This window comes from Sorangium sp. So ce381 (assembly GCF_051473845.1).
In the GTDB taxonomy this organism is placed as follows: Bacteria; Myxococcota_A; Polyangia; order Polyangiales; family Polyangiaceae; genus Sorangium; species Sorangium atrum.
This window is the reverse complement of the sequence record NZ_CP150336.1, coordinates 11,086,532-11,103,815: the sequence shown is the minus strand read 5'-3', so window position 1 is coordinate 11,103,815 and position 17,284 is coordinate 11,086,532. Positions and strand designations below refer to the sequence as shown.

The window sequence follows — 17,284 nt, the reverse complement described above, 5'->3', positions numbered from 1 at the left end:
ATGAAGACCTACAAGAAGGCAGATTTTCCGGTCGCGGACGTCCGGCGCTTCCTGGAGCCGGGTCCGGTGGTGCTGGTGAGCTCTGCGCACAAGGGCCAGCGAAACATCATGACGATGGGCTGGCACATGGTGATGATGCAGGAGCCGTCCCTCGTGGGGTGCTTCATCTGGGACCAGAACGATAGCCATGAGATGGTGCGGCGCAGCAAAGAGTGCGTGATCAACGTGCCCACGGTCGATCTCGTGCGCGCCGTCATCGGGATAGGGAACAGCCACGGATCCGAGGTCGACAAGTTCGAGCAGTTCGGGCTCACCGCCGTCGAGGCGACGAAGGTCGGCGCGCCCCTCATCGCCGAGTGTCATGCGAGCTTCGAGTGCAAGCTGATCGACACGAGCGCCGTCAAGCGCTTCAGCCTGTTCGTCTTCGAGGTGGTGAAGGCGCACGTCGCGACATCGCCGCGCTATCCGACGACCGTCCACTACCGCGGCGACGGGGTATTCATGGTATCCGGTCGCAATGTCAGCTACCGGAGGCTCTTCAAGCCGGAGAACCTGTAGCTCGCCAGGCGCTGGATATGAGGCCGGCGGGCACGAGCGTGCGCTCGCTCTCTCGATCGTGGCGGAATCTCGGCCGCGCGCGGTAGAGGTTGCGACGCCAGGAGGGCGAACGCCGCGTGAGCCTTGCGCCGCTCGGGGGCGTTCCGAGGCCGACCGTCCAAAGCGTCATCGCCGCCGCCTTCGATTCAATCGCCCCCGCGATCCGGCAATGGCTCCGGCCCGCTCGCCCGCCAGCGCCGCGCGCCTCCGCGCCGACGAAGCGGCGGGCGCACCGGAGGCGCCGCTCGCGCTTCGCCGGCGCGGGAGCGGCGCCTCTTCCCTGAGCATCCTCATCATGACGGCTATGCGACGCGCGGGTGAGGACGTTCCCGCCGGATAGAGAGCTGAACAACCTCCTGCGATGTGCCGGCCAACCCGCCGACACGACCGAGAAATCAACGTCCTCGTCGGGAATTCCCCTCAGGACGGCTCGGTAGAAGCCCTGTCGGCGCTTGCAAGAAAGTGGACCGCCCGGCGAAGGTTCTGCTAGGGGGGTCTATCATGATCATCGCGCTCACCGGACAGAAAGGTGGGATCGGCAAGAGCACCACGGCCGTGAGCCTCGCCGTGGCCGCGCTGGCGAACGGCCGGCGTGTGCTGCTCGTCGACGCCGATCCCCAGGGGACCGTCCGCACGTGGGGCGACGTGGCCGCCGAGGCGGGGCACGATACGCCGACCGTCATGGCCATGGGCGCCTCGATGCACAAGCCGGGACAGCTGCCGGAAGTCGCCGCCGCGTACGACCTCACCGTCATCGATTGCCCGCCGCGCCACGGCGAGATCGCGCGATCGGCGCTGATGGTCGCCGACATCGCCATCTACCCCTGCGGCCCCACGGCCGCGGACGCCTGGGCCCTCACCGCAGCGCTCGAGGTGTTCCGCGAGGCCGCCGCGCTGCGGAGCGCGCTCAAGGGCTGCATCCTCATCACACGCAAGCAAGGCCGCACGGCGCTCGGCAAATCGGCGCGCGCGGTGCTCGAGACGTCGGGCTTGCCGGTGCTCTCCACGGAGCTCGGCTATCGCATCGCCTACCAGGAGTCCCTCGCCTGCGGGCAAGGGGTGACGGGCTACGCACCGCGGGACGCCGCGGCCAGAGAGATCACCCACCTTCTCGAAGAACTGGAGAAGCTTCACCATGGCCAAAAAGCAAGTCGCGGTCTCGCTACGAAAGCCGCCGTCGCCTGAAAAGGCCGACGCGTTCGTCGCGGGCGGCGAGGGCGGCAAAGCGGCAGACGACGTCGTGAAGTCGAGGCCCGCCGCAGAACAGCGCGCGCAAGACGGCGAGAAGCCCGTCGAGGCGCGCCGCGAGCGAGCGCCGGAGGCGCCGCAGGAGCGCGCGCAGGAGGCGCGTCCAGACGCCGAGCCGCCCGCGGCGGCGGCGCCGCAGGCGGCGAGCGCCGCCGCCGGGCCCCAGGCGCTCGCCACCACCTCCGAGCCGCACGCCGGCCCGCCGGTGCTCCTCGGGAACGACGGCCGCTCCCGGCGCGCGGTCACCGTCTACCTGCCCGATCCGCTCGCGGATCGGCTGCTGCTCCATTGCATCGAGAACGATCGCGACATGAGCAACCTGGTCGGCGAGGCGGTCGAGGTCCACCTCGACAAGCGCCTCGGACCGGCGTCCGTCTCCGCGGTCCCGGCCGAGGCCGCCGCCGCCCCCCGCGAGGCGCCGCCCCCGAGCGCGAGCTACCGCACCGAACCGTTCCGTCCGGCGGACACCGGCCCGAAAGGGCGTGTCGGTCGCGTGGTCCAGGTCGGCCGGGTGCTGATGACGCTCTGGCGGCAGCGGCCCCGGGCGAGCTGACCGACCCGCGCGCATCGACTCCGCCCCTCTCGTACCTGACTGGCGCGGCCGCCTCGACAGGAGTTGACGTTCGCGTCCGTCTCGCCAATGAGAAGCTAGGAGACAATGGACGTCGAAGAAAAACTCTTGAACATCCTCCTCGTCGAAGACGACGACGTCGACGTGATGAACGTCCGCCGGGCGTTCAAGCGGAACAACATCTCGAATCCCCTCTGGGTCGCCGGGAACGGCGTCGAGGCCCTCGAGATGCTGCGCAGCGGCGTCGTCCCGGTGGAGCGGCGCCTCATCCTGCTCGACCTGAACATGCCCAAGATGAACGGGATCGAGTTCCTGCGCGAGCTGCGGGCCGATCCAGAGCTCGGGGCCACGTCGGTTGTCGTGTTGACCACATCGAACGACGATCGCGACAAGGTGGGAGCCTACAACCTCAACGTCGCTGGCTATCTCGTCAAGCCGGTCACGTTCCTCAGCTTCGTCGAGCTCATGGCGGCGCTCAACAAGTACTGGAGACTTGTGGAGCTACCGTAGCGAAACACATCGTCTTTCTGGTTCTTGTCGTGACGAGGAGCGCCCCGCGCGGCGCGCGCACACACGCGGTCGGAGCGTCGGCCGAGAAGGTGTCCGCCGAGATCCCCGTGCGCGTCGCGCGTTGAGCGGAGGCGGCCCGGGGAAGTCCGGCTACTTGCTGCGCTTGACGACGCCGAGCGCCTTCTGCGCCGCCTTGACGGCCGCCTGCGCTTCCTTGCCCGGGGCGCTCGAGAGCGCCGCGATGAGCGCCGTCGCGACCTCGCGCCGGCTGTGCGCGTGCACGTCCGCGAGCTTCAGGTAGAGCGGCGCCTTGTCGGCGAGATCGGCGTCGCCGCGCCGGGCCTCGATCCGCTCGACGAGGCAGGCGGCCACCGCGGCGTCGTCCATCTTCTTCAGCGCGTCGAGCGCCGCCGCGCGCTTCGCGAGCTCCGGCCGGGCCTCGATGAGGTCCACGAGCGGCGTGAGCGCCACGGGGCCGAACGCGCGGATCGCGTCCGCCACGATGCCGGGCTTGTAGCCGTCGGCGTAGGCCGAGAGGAGCTCGCTCAGCCCGCGGACGTCGCCGAGGAAGCCGAGCGCGTACGCGGCGATCTTCGCCTCCTGCTCGTTCTCGCTCCGGCTCGCCAGCATCCGGACGAAGGTCTCGACCATCTCGACGTCGCCGAGCTGCGCCAGCGCGTAGGCGGCCTCCTCGCGGACGCCGCGGGCGACGTCCCCGTAGAATGCGCGGCGGAGCGCCGGCAGCGCGGCGAGGTCGCCCAGCTCGGAGAGCGCCTTCAGCGCCTCGAGCCGCTCCTCCTTGGTCGGCGCGGCGCCCAGCGTCTTCGCGAGCTCGTGCACGCGCCCGAGCCGCGCGGCGCGCCGCGCGCGCACCGCGTCGTTCCCCGGCCCGGCCGGCTGCGTGGCGTGCGCGACGTCGATCACGTCGAGCGCGTCGCGGGCGAGCGCCCGCAGGCCGGCGTCCTTCGCGTGCTCCTCGACCTTGCGGAGCATCGCCGTGGCCTCGGCGCGGGCCGGGCCGCCGTGCAGCACGACCGCCTGCAGCACCCGCACCGCCGTCAGCTTCGCCACGCGGCCCGCCTTCACCGTGAGCGCCTTCTCCGCGGCGGCGATCGCCTCGGCCCCGAGCGGCCCGAACGTCCTCGCGATGGTCGGCGTCGCGGTGCCGTCCGCCCAGATCGGGAAGATGCTCGCCACGAGCTCGCTCGCCGGCAGCGCCGCGTAGTAGCGCGCGTGGTGGACCGCGGCGACGTAGCGGTTCATCGCGCCCGCCGCGCGACGACGCGCCACCTCGTCCGGGGAGAGCGTCTCGTCGGGCCGCGCCACCGCGACGCTCTCGTAGGTCGGCACGCGCTCGGTCGAGGCGCGGTCGATCTGCGTCGCGCCGGCCAGGCGGACGAGCGCCATCTCGAGCACCTGGTAGAGCTTGATGAAGTCGTCGAGCCGATCGGCCGGCTCGGGCCGCTGCGGCAGCGCCTGGAGCAGCGCGGCCTGCTTCTCGAGGCGGAGGTCGCGCAGCCGCGCGGCCAGCGGGTCCGTCGCGCGCGCGCTGAGCCCGGTCAGGCCCGTGACGAGCGCCTCGGCGAGCTCCTCGCGGACCTCGCCGAGCGCGATGGCCGCGGGCGAGGCGCCCGCCTCGCGGGCGGCGGCGTTCCACGCGGAGCCCTCGAGCGGCCCGCCCCGCGCGGCGAGGCCCTGATCGAAGACAGCGCGCAGCTCCAGGCCGAGCGGCCCCTCGACGACGGCGGCGAGCGGCCACAGCGTGGGCAGCGCGGCGTCGATGCCGACGTCCCCGAGCAGCGCGCGGAGCCGCGCGTCGCGGAGCGAGCCGGCGAGCCGCTCCTCGAGCGCCGGGTCGTCGGGCAGGTGGAGCGCCTCCCCCTTGTCGTCGACCGCCGAGAGCCGCGCGCCGCGCGCGAAGAGCGTGTCGGTGAGCACCGCAACGGGCACGAGGTCGGGCGCGAAGACGTCCTTGCGGTGCTCCTGGAGCGCCGCGAGCGCCGCGCCGACGTCGGGCAGCGCCCGCGCGAGCACGGCCTCGAGGGCGCCGGCGTCGAGCGGGCGCTTGTCGCCGAGATCGCTGAAGTCGACGCGCAGCGGCGGGTAGCCCGGGTAGGTGGTCGCCCGCGCCCCGGCGAGCACCTCGCCGGCGAAGCTCCGCTTCGGCTCGGTCCGCTTCGCCAGGAACACCGGGAGGATCTGCTTCTCGCTGAAGTGGCGGCCGGACTCGAGGTCGATGAAGCGGCTCTCCCGGATGACGAAATCGTCGCTCGTCGTCCGCGTCGAGAAGGCGTACTCGACGAGCGTGAGGTCCCCGGCGGGCTTCCTGTCGGACGCCTTCCACGTCTTGCCGACGAGCTCCTCGACGTGGCGGTCGTCGAGCGGCTCGCCCGCGAGGTGCTTCTCCAGCTTGCGGGCGGTGAGCAGGAGATCGGCCATCACGTTCGCGTAGGCGACCGCCGGCAGCGCGCCCCGGGGAGCGCCTTTGGCCTGCCGGCCCCCCGCGGCCTGCCTGCGGAGCAGCGCGGCGAGGTCGAGCGTCCGCGCCGAGAGGCGCCGGAGGCGGTTCTCCCGGAGCGCCTCGGCGAGCTTCTCCATCTGCTCGATGCGGTCGCCCCCGATCGTCGCGACGCCGGAAACGCCGAGCTCGCGCACGAGCGTGCCGACCTGCTCGACGCCGGACTTCATCATGGCCTGCGCGTTCGCGCTGCCCTTCTTCACGCTCTTGCGCGCGGCGTCCCCGCCCGGCGCGCCGGGCGGCGCCGCCTCGCTCACGGCGAACGACTCGGGCGCGCGCGCCCACGCGACGAGCAGCGCCGCCGCGTGCTTGCAGAACGCGGTGTTGAAGGTCCGCGCCGGGCAGGAGCAGCGCCCCTTGAACGCCGGCGCCGGCGCGTCGCTGTAGACGAGCGAGACCTTGTAAGGCGAGGCCCCGGAGCCCTTGGCGTCGCAGAACAGCTTGTTCTCGTAGCGCGCGAGGTTCAGGAGCTGCCCGCCGTCGTAGAGCAGCGTGCCCTTCTTGAGCTCTCCCGCGTCCTGGATGAACGCCCGGAGCTCGCCGGCCCCGATGCGCTTCACGTCGCCCGGGGCCGCGCTCACGGCGCCTCCGCGGGCGAGCGCGCCGGGCGCGGCGACGTGGGGATCTCGTCGTTCGGGAGCAGCGGATGGGCGGCCGGCATCGGCCTGGAAGCCTATCACGGGCGGCAGCGCGGGAGCTGCTCGCTGCCTCCGCCCGCCTCCCCCGGATCGGGCCATCGGCTCATGAGATCAGGCCCTCGGGCCGTCAGGCCGTCAGGCCGGCTGTGCGGCGGCGCCGGCGCGCTCCGCCGCGGCCTCGCCGAGGCGCGGGTAGTCGATGTAGCCGCGCGGGCCCTCGGAGTAGAAGGTCGCGACGTCGGGCGTGTTGAGCGGCGCGCGGCGCGACAGGCGCTCCGGAAGATCGGGGTTGGCCAGGAACGGCGCGCCGAAGGAGACGAGATCCGCCGCGCCGGTCCGCAGCGCTTCCTCCGCGGTCTCCAGCGTGTAGCCGCCGTTCACGACGAGGGCGCCGCGGAACCGCTCGCGGAGCAGGGGCGTCACCCGCTCCGCGGCGCCGAGCGCCTGCCCCGAGAGCGGCTCCACGACGTGCAGATAGACGACCTTGCGCGCCGAGAGCTCGGCGGCGACGTGGCCGAAGAGCGCCCTCGGATCGGAGTCGCTCATGTCGTTGAAGTCGGCCAGCGGCGAGACCCGCACGCCGACCCGGTCGGCGCCGAACACCCCGGTCACGGCCTCGGTGATCTCGAGCAGGAACCGCGCCCGGTTCTCGACCGAGCCGCCGTACCGATCCGTCCTCTGGTTCACGCCGTTCCGGAGGAACTGGTCGATGAGGTAGCCGTTCGCCGCGTGGATCTCGACTCCATCGAAGCCGGCGGCCTTGGCCCGGCGCGCGCCGTCCTCGAACCGCGCGACCACGCCGGCGATCTCGTCCGTCTCCAGGGCGCGCGGGGTGGTGTACGGCTGCGGGCCCTCGGGCGTGTACGCGTGGCCCTTGCGGATCGCGACGGCCGAGGACGAGACGGGCGCCTGCCGGTTCGGCTGGAACGAGGGGTGCGACGCCCGCCCGACGTGCCAGAGCTGGAGGAAGGCGCGCCCGCCCGCCCGGTGGATCGCGTCCGTCACGAGCCGCCACCCGGCGACCTGCGCGTCCGTGTGGATGCCAGGCGTGCGGAGATATCCCACGCCCTCCGGGGTGACCTGCGTCGCCTCGGTGATGATGAAGCCCGCAGAGGAGCGCTGCTCGTAGTACCGCGCGTTGAGCTCGGTCGGCACGTTGCCCTCGCCGGCGCGGCAGCGCGTCAGCGGCGCCATCACGAGGCGGTTTGGCAGCGAGACGGGGCCGAGCGCGAAGGGGCTGAAGAGCAGGTCTTTGGCGGTGGTCACGATCGATGCTCCTTGCAAAGAAGATGTGGCTTCCGAAAGGGAAGTGGCATCCGTTCGGCGAGCATGATGAATCTGCACTGCACGATGTCAAGTCACTTCCCTTTTGGAAGTGAACAGGTCATGCTGGTGTCTGGGACGACACATGAAGCACGCGTGCCAGCACCTCTGCGAGAAGTTTCAGGTCGCGATGGACGTGCTCGCGAAGCCCTGGAACGGGCTCATCATTGCGACGCTCGAGGAGGGGGCGCTGCGCTTCGGCGAGATCGGCGAGCGGCTCGACGCGATCAGCGATCGGATGCTCTCCAGCCGGCTGAAGGAGCTCGAGGCGCTGGGCCTCGTGGTGCGGCGCGTCCTGCCGGGGCCCCCCGTGCGCGTGGAGTACGAGCTGACCGACGCCGGGCGGGGATTCGGCGAGGTGGCGCAGGCGATCTCGCGGTGGGGAGAGCGGCTCGCGGTGAGCGCGGCGCGCGGCGGAGGGGCGAAGCGCGGCGCGCGCGCGGCGCGGGCGGCACGGTAACGACCGGCGGCGAAGCGCGCGCGGGCGTCATCCGCGTGGCCTCCACGCAGATCGCGTGACGGATGTCACGAAGGAGTCCGCTCGCTCCTGAGCAGCGCTCAGGCAATACCTGACGCCGAGCGCTCGTGCGGCGAGGTAGCGGCGAGGTAGCGGCGAGGTAGCGAGATGAGCGGTCGTATCGATCTCGAGGTTGCGCTTGCCGCTCCGGTGGAATGGTGATGTAATTCGAGGGCTTCGCATCTCGGTGGCTGATAAAATGGGGTGCCGATTCGTGGGATACGAGCTCAGCCGTTAGGCCGGCGAGTGAGGCGTACGAAAGTACGCGGCACGCGCCGAACGACGCGGATGAGCTCGCCAAGTACGAAGACGCGTTCTGTTATAACGCGAAGCGTTGATGCAAGGGCGTCCCCTGAGGGTCGCGGTGGATCGCCGTATGGTATTGCAGCACCAGCGCCGACCGGGGGGGATGAGGCTCGCGCACCAGTTCTGGTTGTCTCTCGTCCTCCCCATCGCGATGGCCATCCTGCTGTATGGCATCTTCGCGTCGGCGCACCGCAAGCAGGTCCTGCGGGAGGAGGCCACGGCGGAGCTCCGCAACTACGCCACCCTGCTTCAAGCGTTCGTCGAGAGCGCGCTGCAGCGCAGGGACGTCGCGCTCGTCCGGCGGAGGGCAGAGGACTTCGCGAGCGCCGAGCGCATCCTCGGCATCGCCGCGTTCACCAGGGAAGGTGAGGCGATCTTCATCACGAAGGGAGTCGAGCGCGAAGCGGAGCGCCTCGAGCAGATCGCGCGCCAGGCGTTCCTCGAAGGCGGCGACATCGAGGAGGCCGGCAGCCTGGCCGAGCAATCCGTGCTGCTCCGCACGGTTTACATCCGGCCGAGCAGCGCCAATCAGCCCCTGGTCGCCGTCCTGGTGCGCGATCGTCATTACGTCGAGGTGCTGGAGAGGACGTTGAACCACGGCCTCGCGGTGACCGGCGTCGTGCTGCTGCTGATCAGCGCGGTCGTCGCGGGGCTCGTCGGGCGCTTCACGGTCGCGCTCCCCGCGCGGGCCATCCTCGCCGGGGCCGAGCGCGTCGCGAGCGGCGATCTGGACGCGGCCGTGCCCGAGCGGGGCGCGGAGGAGCTCTCTCGTCTGGCGAGCGCCTTCAACACGATGACCTGTTCTCTCCGCGAGGCGCGGGAGCGCGCGGTGCGGGAGGAGGCGGCGCGTGTGAACGGGGAGCGCAAGCTGCAGCAGGCGCAGGCGCTCGCCGCCGCGGGGCAGGTGGCGACCTCGCTCGGCCACGAGATCGGATCGCCGCTGAACGTGATCCATGGCCGCGCGCGCCGCGCGGCCGACCTGCCCGGCTGCCCAGCGCACCTGCGCGCCGAGCTGGAGACCATCGCGCGGCAATCCGAGCGGATCACGCGCGTCGTCTCTCGCCTCGTCTCCCTCGCTCGGCCGCCGAGACCGCAGCAGGCGGACAGCGATCTCCGGCGCGTCATCGACGATGTGGTCGCTTTCCTGGGCCCGGAGTGCAGGAGGCGCGGCATCGAGCCGAGCGTCCTGTGCCCGCTCGGCGGCGCCGCGAGGGCGCGCGTCGCCCTCGACTCCGATCGTCTGTTTCAGGTCGTGTTCAATCTGTGCCTGAACGCCGTCGAGGCCCAATCCCGCGGCGGCGAGCTCGTGGTGAGCGTCCTGCCCGAGTGCGATGGTCCAGCGGGCTCTAGCGTCGTGTGCTTCGAGGTCGCCGACGCGGGGCCGGGGATCCCCGCCGGGGATCTGCACCGGATCTTCGACCCGTTCTTCACGACGAAGGCGGCCGGGAGCGGGCTCGGGCTCGCGATCGTCCGTGGGATCGTCGAGGAAGCTGGCGGCTCGGTGGAGGCCGCCGCCTCGGCGACAGGCGGGGCGCGCTTCCGGATCACCTTGCCCGCGACCGTGTCCGATTCACCGGCGAGCGCGGAAGCGAGCTCGGAGTCAAGTAGAGGGGGTAGAGAGGAAGGGCAGAAAGCATGAGTCTGGGCTCACCGAGCGTGTTGGTTGTCGAAGACGACGATGATCTCGGCCGGTTCGTCGTTGACATCGCCAAGGACCACGGCTACCAAGCGACGCACGTGGCCGATGCGATGTCGGGCCTCGGTCTGCTCCCGTCGGGGAACTTCGACCTGCTGATCACCGACATCCGCATGCCGGGGATGGATGGCATCGAGCTGATCGCGCGGGCGAAGGAGCACGATCCGTCGCTGGCGATCATCGCGATCACCGCCTTCGGCTCCGTCGAGACCGGGATGCGCGCCCTCCGCGTCGGCGCCTCGGATTACCTCTCCAAACCTTTCCGCTCCGATGAGCTAAGCTCTCGCATGCGACGCGCGCTCGAGCGTCGCGCTCGCGAGATCGAGCATGCTCGTCTCCAGCGGCAAGTCGCAGAAGTATTGCGCCGCGGCAAGTCGTGAAACGGCGGTACTCCAGGGTCTCATGACGCCGAGCTCCCCCGGCGTCGACGAGGCCTGAACACCTGAAACGAGAACAAGCACTCCAGGCGCGCTAACGTCGTCGGGAAGGTGGTCATGCAATCGAACAACATCGCGGCGACCTCGAAGGACAAGCACGGGAGCGGAGCGAGCAAGAAGTCGCCGCCCCGCAAGCGCGGCGCCAACGGCAGCCACCTGGATGTGCGGGAGATGCAGCTCCAGGCGGTGCTGGAGGTGCTCAAGGCGGTGAAGGCCGGCAACTTCTCCGCGCGCGTCGGCATCGGCGAGGTGCCGGGGACGATCGGTCAGATCGCCGATGAGGTGAACGACGTCGTCCAGCAGCTGCAGACCGTCGGCTCGGAGATCACGCGCGTGGCGCGCGAGGTAGGCACCGAGGGCAAGCTGGGCGCGCAGGCGGAGGTGCAGGGCGTCAGCGGGACGTGGAAGGACCTCACGGACAACGTGAATGTCCTCGCGGGCAACCTGACCAACCAGGTGCGCAACATCGCGGTCGTGACGACGGCGGTGGCGAACGGCGACCTGTCGAAGCAGATCACGGTCGAGGCGAAGGGGGAGATCCTCGAGCTGAAGAACACCATCAACAAGATGGTGGAGCAGCTGCGCGCGTTCGCGTCGGAGGTGACGCGCGTCGCGCGCGAGGTAGGCACGGAGGGCAAGCTGGGCGCGCAGGCCGAGGTGCGCGGCGTCAGCGGGACGTGGAAGGACCTCACGGACAACGTGAATGTCCTCGCGGGCAACCTGACCAACCAGGTGCGCAACATCGCGGTCGTGACGACGGCGGTGGCGAACGGCGACCTGTCGAAGCAGATCACGGTCGAGGCGAAGGGGGAGATCCTCGAGCTGAAGAACACCATCAACAAGATGGTGGAGCAGCTGCGCGCGTTCGCGTCGGAGGTGACGCGCGTCGCGCGCGAGGTAGGCACGGAGGGCAAGCTGGGCGCGCAGGCCGAGGTGCGCGGCGTCAGCGGGACGTGGAAGGACCTCACGGACAACGTGAATGTCCTCGCGGGCAACCTGACCAACCAGGTGCGCAACATCGCGGTCGTGACGACGGCGGTGGCGAACGGCGACCTGTCGAAGCAGATCACGGTCGAGGCGAAGGGGGAGATCCTCGAGCTGAAGAACACCATCAACAAGATGGTGGAGCAGCTCCGGACGTTCGCCGCAGAGGTGACGCGCGTCGCGCGCGAGGTAGGCACGGACGGCAAGCTCGGCGGCCAGGCGCAGGTGCCGGGCGTCGCGGGCACGTGGAAGGACCTCACCGACAACGTGAACCAGCTCGCGGGCAACCTGACGAACCAGGTGCGCAACATCGCCCTCGTCACGACGGCCGTCGCCAAGGGCGATCTCTCTCAGAAGATCACCGCCGAGGCGAAGGGGGAGATCCTCGAGCTGAAGGACACCATCAACAAGATGGTGGAGCAGCTGCGCGCGTTCGCGTCGGAGGTGACGCGCGTCGCGCGCGAGGTAGGCACGGAGGGCAAGCTGGGCGCGCAGGCCGAGGTGCGCGGCGTCAGCGGGACGTGGAAGGACCTCACGGACAACGTGAATGTCCTCGCGGGCAACCTGACGAACCAGGTGCGCAACATCGCCCTCGTCACGAAGGCGGTCGCGAGCGGCGACCTGTCCCAGAAGATCGCGGTCGAGGCGAAGGGGGAGATCCTCGAGCTGAAGGACACCATCAACAAGATGGTCGATCAGCTGCGCGCGTTCGCCGCGGAGGTGACGCGCGTCGCGCGCGAGGTAGGCACGGACGGCAAGCTCGGCGGCCAGGCGCAGGTGCCGGGCGTCGCGGGCACGTGGAAGGACCTCACCGACAACGTGAACCAGCTCGCGGGCAACCTGACGAACCAGGTGCGCAACATCGCCCTCGTCACGAAGGCGGTCGCGAGCGGCGACCTGTCCCAGAAGATCACGGTCGAGGCGAAGGGGGAGATCCTCGAGCTGAAGGACACCATCAACAAGATGGTCGATCAGCTGCGCGCGTTCGCCGCGGAGGTGACGCGCGTCGCGCGCGAGGTAGGCACTGAGGGCAAGCTCGGCGGCCAGGCGCAGGTGCCCGGGGTCTCCGGCACGTGGAAGGACCTGACGGAGAACGTCAACGTCATGGCCTCGAACCTCACCTCGCAGGTGCGCGGCATCGCCAAGGTCGTGACCGCGGTCGCGAACGGCGACCTCCGCCAGAAGCTCGCCCTGGAGGCCAAGGGCGAGATCGCGTCGCTGGCAGACACCATCAACGACATGACCTACACGCTCCGCGTGTTCGCCGAGCAGGTGACCACGGTCGCGCGCGAGGTCGGCATCGAGGGCAAGCTCGGCGGCCAGGCCAAGGTGCCCGGCGCGGCCGGCACGTGGAGGGACCTCACCGACAACGTGAACCAGCTCGCGGGCAACCTCACCACGCAGGTGCGCGCCATCGCCGAGGTCGCGACCGCCGTGACGAAGGGCGACCTCACGCGGGCCATCTCGGTCGAGGCGCAGGGCGAGGTCCTCCAGCTGAAGGACAACATCAACCAGATGATCTCGAACCTGCGGGACACGACGCGCGCCAACCAGGAGCAGGACTGGCTGAAGACGAACCTGGCGCGCTTCTCCGGGATGATGGCCGGACAGCGGACGATCGAGGCGCTCTCTCGCCTCATCATGTCCGAGGTGACGCCGCTCGTGTCGGCGCAGCACGGGGCCTTCTATGTGCTCGAGTCGGAGGAGAAGTACCCGGCGCTCAAGCTCACGTCGAGCTACGCGTTCCAGAAGCGCAAGGGCATCTCCAACCGGTTCGCGCTGGGCGAGGGGCTCGTCGGGCAGTGCGGCCTGGAGAAGAAGAGCATCGTCGTCACGGATCTCCCGGACGACTACATCCGGGTGAGCTCGGGCCTCGGCGACGCGCCGCCGCGCAACATCTGCGTCCTGCCGGTGCTCTTCGAGGGCGGCCTCAAGGCGGTCATCGAGCTGGCGAGCTTCCAGAACTTCACGCCCATCCACCTCACGTTCCTCGAGCAGCTCACGCAGTCGATCGGCGTCGTGTTCAACATGATCGGCGCCAGCATGAGGACGGAGGAGCTGCTCCAGGAGCTCCAGAGGTCCAACACCGAGCTCGGCTCGCGGTCGCAGGAGCTGGAGGAGAAGGCGTCGGAGCTCGAGATCAAGAACCGCGAGATCGCGCGCGCCAGCGCCTCTCTGGAGGAGAAGGCGAGGGAGCTGTCGCGCACGTCGAAGTACAAGTCCGAGTTCCTCGCGAACATGTCGCACGAGCTGCGCACCCCGCTGAACAGCCTGCTCATCCTCGCCAGGATCCTCGCGGACAACGAGGAGCACACGCTCACGTCGAAGCAGGTCGAGTACGCGAAGACGATCGCCGCGGCGGGGCAGGACCTCCTGCAGCTCATCAACGAGATCCTCGACCTCTCGAAGATCGAGGCCGGCAAGATCGACGTGAAGACCCAGCGGGTGCTGCTCTCCGAGCTGGCCGAGTACGTCGAGCGGAGCTTCCGGCAGATCGCCGAGCAGAAGGAGCTCGAGTTCTGGGTCCGGGTCGCGACCGGCGTCCCCGCGGGGATCATGACGGATCTGCAGCGGCTCCAGCAGATCCTGAAGAACCTGCTGTCCAACGCGTTCAAGTTCACGTCGTCCGGGCGGATCTCGCTCGAGATCGAGGTGGCCAGCAAGGCGCTCACGTTCAAGCGGGAGACGCTCGTCAAGGCGAAGACCGTCCTGGCGTTCGCCGTCACCGACACGGGGATCGGCATCCCGGCGGAGAAGCAGACGCTCATCTTCGACGCGTTCCAGCAGGCCGACGCGTCGACCAGCCGCACCTACGGCGGCACAGGGCTCGGCCTGACGATCAGCCGGGAGCTGGCCAGCCTGCTCGGCGGCGAGATCTGGCTGAACAGCACGCCCGGGCTCGGCAGCAAGTTCACCCTGTACCTGCCGGCGGAGCGGACGGAGCAGAAGGCGACGAGGCCGGCGCGCGCCGAGCTGACCGAGCCGGTCGCGCCGCTCCTCACGAACGGCACCTCCGCGGTCGCGCTCGCCGGGCGCAGCGTGCTTGTCATCGACGATGACGCGCGCAACGTCTTCGCCATCACGAGCCTGCTCGAGCGGCGCGGGGCGCACGTGGTCCTGGCCGAGAACGCGAGGCACGGTATCGAGATCTTGCGCGACGCCGATTCGTCCATCGATGTTGTCCTCATGGACATCATGATGCCCGAGCTCGACGGCTACGAGGCGACGCGGGAGATCCGGAGCGATCCCCGCTTCAACGAGCTGCCGATCATCGCGGTGACGGCCAAGGCGATGCCGGAAGATCGACAGAAGTGCCTGGACGCCGGCCTGAACGATTTCGTGGCCAAGCCGGTGGACGAGGGGCGGCTGATGTCGACGATCCTGCACTGGGTGCGGCCGGATTGAGCCACGGAGCCCTACCGTGTCCACCGCGCCCGCGACGACCAGCATCCTCCTTGTCGACGATCAGCCGGAGAACCTGACGGCGCTCAGGGCGATCCTGGCCGACGAGAGCTACCGCCTCGTGACCGCCGCGAGCGGGAAGGACGCGCTCCTCAGGATCCTGTCCGAGGATTTCGCGGTCATCCTGCTCGACGTGCGGCTGCCCGACATCGACGGCTTCGAGGTCGCCTCGCTCGTGAAGCAACGGGAGCGGTCGCGCCACACGCCGATCATCTTCCTGACGGGGGCGACGGACGATCTCGCGGCCATTTACAGGGCGTACGCCGTGGGCGGCGTCGACTACCTCCTGAAGCCGCTCGAGCCGGAGGTCGTCCAGGCGAAGGTCGCCGTGTTCGTCGAGCTCCACCGGCGCGGCGAGCAGATCAAGGAGCAGGCGGAGCTCCTGCGTCAGGCCGAGCAGCAGCGGCGCGACGCCGAGGTCGAGGACCTCCGGCGCGCCGCGCAGGCGAGGTACCAGAACCTGGCCGACGCCATCCCGCAGTGCGTCTTCACGGCGAAGCTCGACGGCGGCATCGATTACGTGAGCTCGCGCTGGCTGGAGTACACGGGGCTCGCGTTCGAGGCGCTCCGCGGCTGGGGCTGGCAGGCCGCGGTGCACCCGAACGATCTGAACCAGTTCGTCAGCAAGTGGCGGCGCTGCCTGGAGTCGGGCGAGCCCTTTCAGGGCGAGTGTCGCCTCAGGTCGATCCACGGCGCTTACCGGTGGCACCTGTGCCGGGCGGTGCCGGAGCGGGACGTCTGGAAGCGGGTGGTCGCCTGGCTCGGCAGCTTCACGGACATCGACGACGGCAAGCGCCACGAGCAGGAGCGCCTGCACCTCCTGACGCGCGAGCGGGCGGCCCGCGCGGAGGCGGAGGCCGCGGTGCGCCGCTCGGAGATCCTCGCGGAGGCGTCGAGCTCGTTCTCCGCGTCGCTCGACGAGCACAGCGTCGCGACGGCCCTCGTGCGCATCGCCGCGGAGCGCATCTGCACCTGGTGCGTGCTCGACCTGCGCGAGGACGGCGGCGCGCGCAGGCTCGCGGCCGCGCATCGGGCCCGCGACGGGGCGCGGTTCGTGGAACGATTCGTGGAACGATTCGGCCCGCGGGAGCTCGCCTTGACCGCGGAGGGCGTCGGCGCGGTGCTCACGACCGGCCGCCCCGACCTGCGCGTCGAGTGCGCTCCGCGCGACGTCGCCGTGGCGCTCGACATCGACGATCCCGCCGTGATCCAGGAGATCGGCGCCAGCAGCTACCTGTGCGTGCCGCTCGTCACGCGCGGCGAGGTGCTCGGGGCGCTCAGCATGGTGTGGGTCGAGCCGGGCGAGCGCTTCGAGCCGCCCGACTTCGCGGTCGCCCTCGACGTCGCGCAGCGCGCGGCGCTCTGCCTCGAGAACGCCCGGCTGCTGCGGATGACGCGCGAAGCCGTGCAGATCCGCGAGGATTTCGTGGCGGTCGCCTCGCACGAGCTGAGGACGCCGCTCAGCGCGCTGGTGCTCCAGGTCCAGGGCCTCACGCGCGCCCTCCACCGGGCGGACGGCGGGCTGCCGGCGGATCAGGTGCTGGCGAAGCTCTCCCAGGCCGGCGGGCAGATCGAGCGGCTCACGCGGCTCATCGACACGCTGCTCGACGTGGCGCGCATCAACAGCGGCCACCTCGAGCTGAGCCTCGATGACGTGGATCTGTGCGACGTGGCGCGCGAGGTGGCGGGCCGCCTCGAAGCCGAGCTGGAGCGGGCCGGCTGCACGCTCGATCTGGACATGCCGTTGACCGCGGTCGGCCGGTGGGACCGCCTGCGGATCGATCAGGTGATCACCAACCTGCTCATGAACGCCATCAAATACGGGCGGGGCAAGCCGATCCAGGTGCGCATCTCGGTGGATGGGCGGTCCGCGGTGCTCCAGGTGGCAGATCAGGGCATCGGGATCGCTCAGGAGTACATCGCCCGCATCTTCGGGCGCTTCGAGCGCGCGGCGCCGACCAGCTCGTATGGCGGGCTGGGTGTCGGCCTGTACATCGTGGACCAGATCCTGAGGGCTCACGGCGGCAGCATCCAGGTGGAGAGCGCCCCGGGCATGGGGGCCAGATTCCAGGTGGCGTTGCCGCTCCCGCCCCGAGCGGCTGGTCCGTCCGGGCCCCTGGGCGAGCGCCCTGGATCGTCGTTGACCGGTCCTGCCGGCTGAGAGGCGCTCTCCTGAGCTCACCTGCCGTCCGTGGGGCAGGGATGCGGTCGCGCTGCGCCACCGTTGCAACCGGTGGTTTCAACCGTGAAAGGCGGCTCACGGTCCCCCCGTGAAAAGCGGCGACGCCGGCATCCGGCCATCGTTGGCCTGCATCGTGCAACAAGCTCGTGACAGAGCGCCCGGTGCGACACCCGGGGGCAGTCCCTCGCCGATCACCACGGAGACACGGAGGCACGGAGCGAACCCAGACCCGTGCCTTCGTGCCTCCGTGGTGCATGCGTGCATCCGCCGTGAGAGGCGGAAGGCGAGTGGATCT

The 17,284-nt window shown here is 70.2% G+C and carries 11 protein-coding genes; 9 read left to right on the top strand and 2 right to left on the bottom strand.

Annotation, left to right across the window (positions count from 1 at the left end):
- The 4 genes from WMF29_RS41590 (at position 1) to WMF29_RS41575 (ending at position 2,926) form a co-directional block, all read left to right on the top strand.
- Complete coding sequence (locus tag WMF29_RS41590) at positions 1 to 558, top strand: flavin reductase family protein (RefSeq protein ID WP_437325621.1); 558 nt, start codon at positions 1 to 3, stop codon at positions 556 to 558.
- Between the two features lie 540 nt (positions 559 to 1,098).
- Positions 1,099 to 1,782: a ParA family partition ATPase gene (gene parA, locus WMF29_RS41585; RefSeq protein WP_272102240.1), complete on the top strand. Its 684-nt coding sequence runs from the start codon at positions 1,099 to 1,101 to the stop codon at positions 1,780 to 1,782.
- Positions 1,733 to 2,398, top strand: a complete 666-nt coding sequence (locus tag WMF29_RS41580) for a hypothetical protein (RefSeq protein ID WP_437325620.1) — start codon at positions 1,733 to 1,735, stop codon at positions 2,396 to 2,398. Before parA ends, WMF29_RS41580 begins: the two co-directional genes overlap by 50 nt.
- 105 nt (positions 2,399 to 2,503) lie before the next feature.
- On the top strand, positions 2,504 to 2,926 hold the full coding sequence (locus tag WMF29_RS41575) for a response regulator (protein ID WP_437277491.1): 423 nt from the start codon (positions 2,504 to 2,506) through the stop codon (positions 2,924 to 2,926).
- Between the two features lie 150 nt (positions 2,927 to 3,076).
- On the opposite strand, the gene WMF29_RS41570 is transcribed toward WMF29_RS41575, so the two are convergent.
- Positions 3,077 to 6,025 carry a HEAT repeat domain-containing protein gene (locus WMF29_RS41570; RefSeq protein WP_437325619.1) on the bottom strand — a complete coding sequence of 983 codons (2,949 nt, stop codon included), beginning with the start codon at positions 6,023 to 6,025 and terminating at the stop codon, positions 3,077 to 3,079.
- Between the two features lie 192 nt (positions 6,026 to 6,217).
- Complete coding sequence (locus WMF29_RS41565; protein WP_437325618.1) at positions 6,218 to 7,348, bottom strand: alkene reductase; 1,131 nt, start codon at positions 7,346 to 7,348, stop codon at positions 6,218 to 6,220.
- Positions 7,349 to 7,490: 142 nt separating this feature from the next.
- On the opposite strand from WMF29_RS41565, the gene WMF29_RS41560 reads away from it, so the two are divergent.
- The 5 genes from WMF29_RS41560 (at position 7,491) to WMF29_RS41540 (ending at position 16,968) form a co-directional block, all read left to right on the top strand.
- Positions 7,491 to 7,865 carry a winged helix-turn-helix transcriptional regulator gene (locus tag WMF29_RS41560; protein WP_437325617.1) on the top strand — a complete coding sequence of 125 codons (375 nt, stop codon included), beginning with the start codon at positions 7,491 to 7,493 and terminating at the stop codon, positions 7,863 to 7,865.
- Positions 7,866 to 8,298: 433 nt separating this feature from the next.
- Positions 8,299 to 9,867, top strand: a complete 1,569-nt coding sequence (locus WMF29_RS41555; protein WP_437325616.1) for an ATP-binding protein — start codon at positions 8,299 to 8,301, stop codon at positions 9,865 to 9,867.
- Positions 9,868 to 9,884: 17 nt separating this feature from the next.
- Positions 9,885 to 10,304 (top strand): response regulator, encoded by a 420-nt coding sequence (locus WMF29_RS41550; protein ID WP_437325615.1) that lies wholly within the window; start codon positions 9,885 to 9,887, stop codon positions 10,302 to 10,304.
- Between the two features lie 114 nt (positions 10,305 to 10,418).
- Complete coding sequence (locus tag WMF29_RS41545) at positions 10,419 to 14,750, top strand: HAMP domain-containing protein (protein WP_437325614.1); 4,332 nt, start codon at positions 10,419 to 10,421, stop codon at positions 14,748 to 14,750.
- Between the two features lie 16 nt (positions 14,751 to 14,766).
- Complete coding sequence (locus WMF29_RS41540) at positions 14,767 to 16,968, top strand: ATP-binding protein (protein WP_437325613.1); 2,202 nt, start codon at positions 14,767 to 14,769, stop codon at positions 16,966 to 16,968.
- Positions 16,969 to 17,284 lie beyond the last annotated feature (316 nt).

Excerpts from the sequence above, each read along its gene's own strand:
- WMF29_RS41590 (WP_437325621.1), top strand. The coding sequence starts at position 1 with ATGAAGACCTACAAGAAGGCAGATTTTCCGGTCGCGGACGTCCGGCGC.
- parA (WP_272102240.1), top strand. The coding sequence starts at position 1,099 with ATGATCATCGCGCTCACCGGACAGAAAGGTGGGATCGGCAAGAGCACC.
- WMF29_RS41580 (WP_437325620.1), top strand. The coding sequence starts at position 1,733 with ATGGCCAAAAAGCAAGTCGCGGTCTCGCTACGAAAGCCGCCGTCGCCT.
- WMF29_RS41575 (WP_437277491.1), top strand. The coding sequence starts at position 2,504 with ATGGACGTCGAAGAAAAACTCTTGAACATCCTCCTCGTCGAAGACGAC.
- WMF29_RS41560 (WP_437325617.1), top strand. The coding sequence starts at position 7,491 with ATGAAGCACGCGTGCCAGCACCTCTGCGAGAAGTTTCAGGTCGCGATG.
- WMF29_RS41555 (WP_437325616.1), top strand. The coding sequence starts at position 8,299 with ATGGTATTGCAGCACCAGCGCCGACCGGGGGGGATGAGGCTCGCGCAC.
- WMF29_RS41545 (WP_437325614.1), top strand. The coding sequence starts at position 10,419 with ATGCAATCGAACAACATCGCGGCGACCTCGAAGGACAAGCACGGGAGC.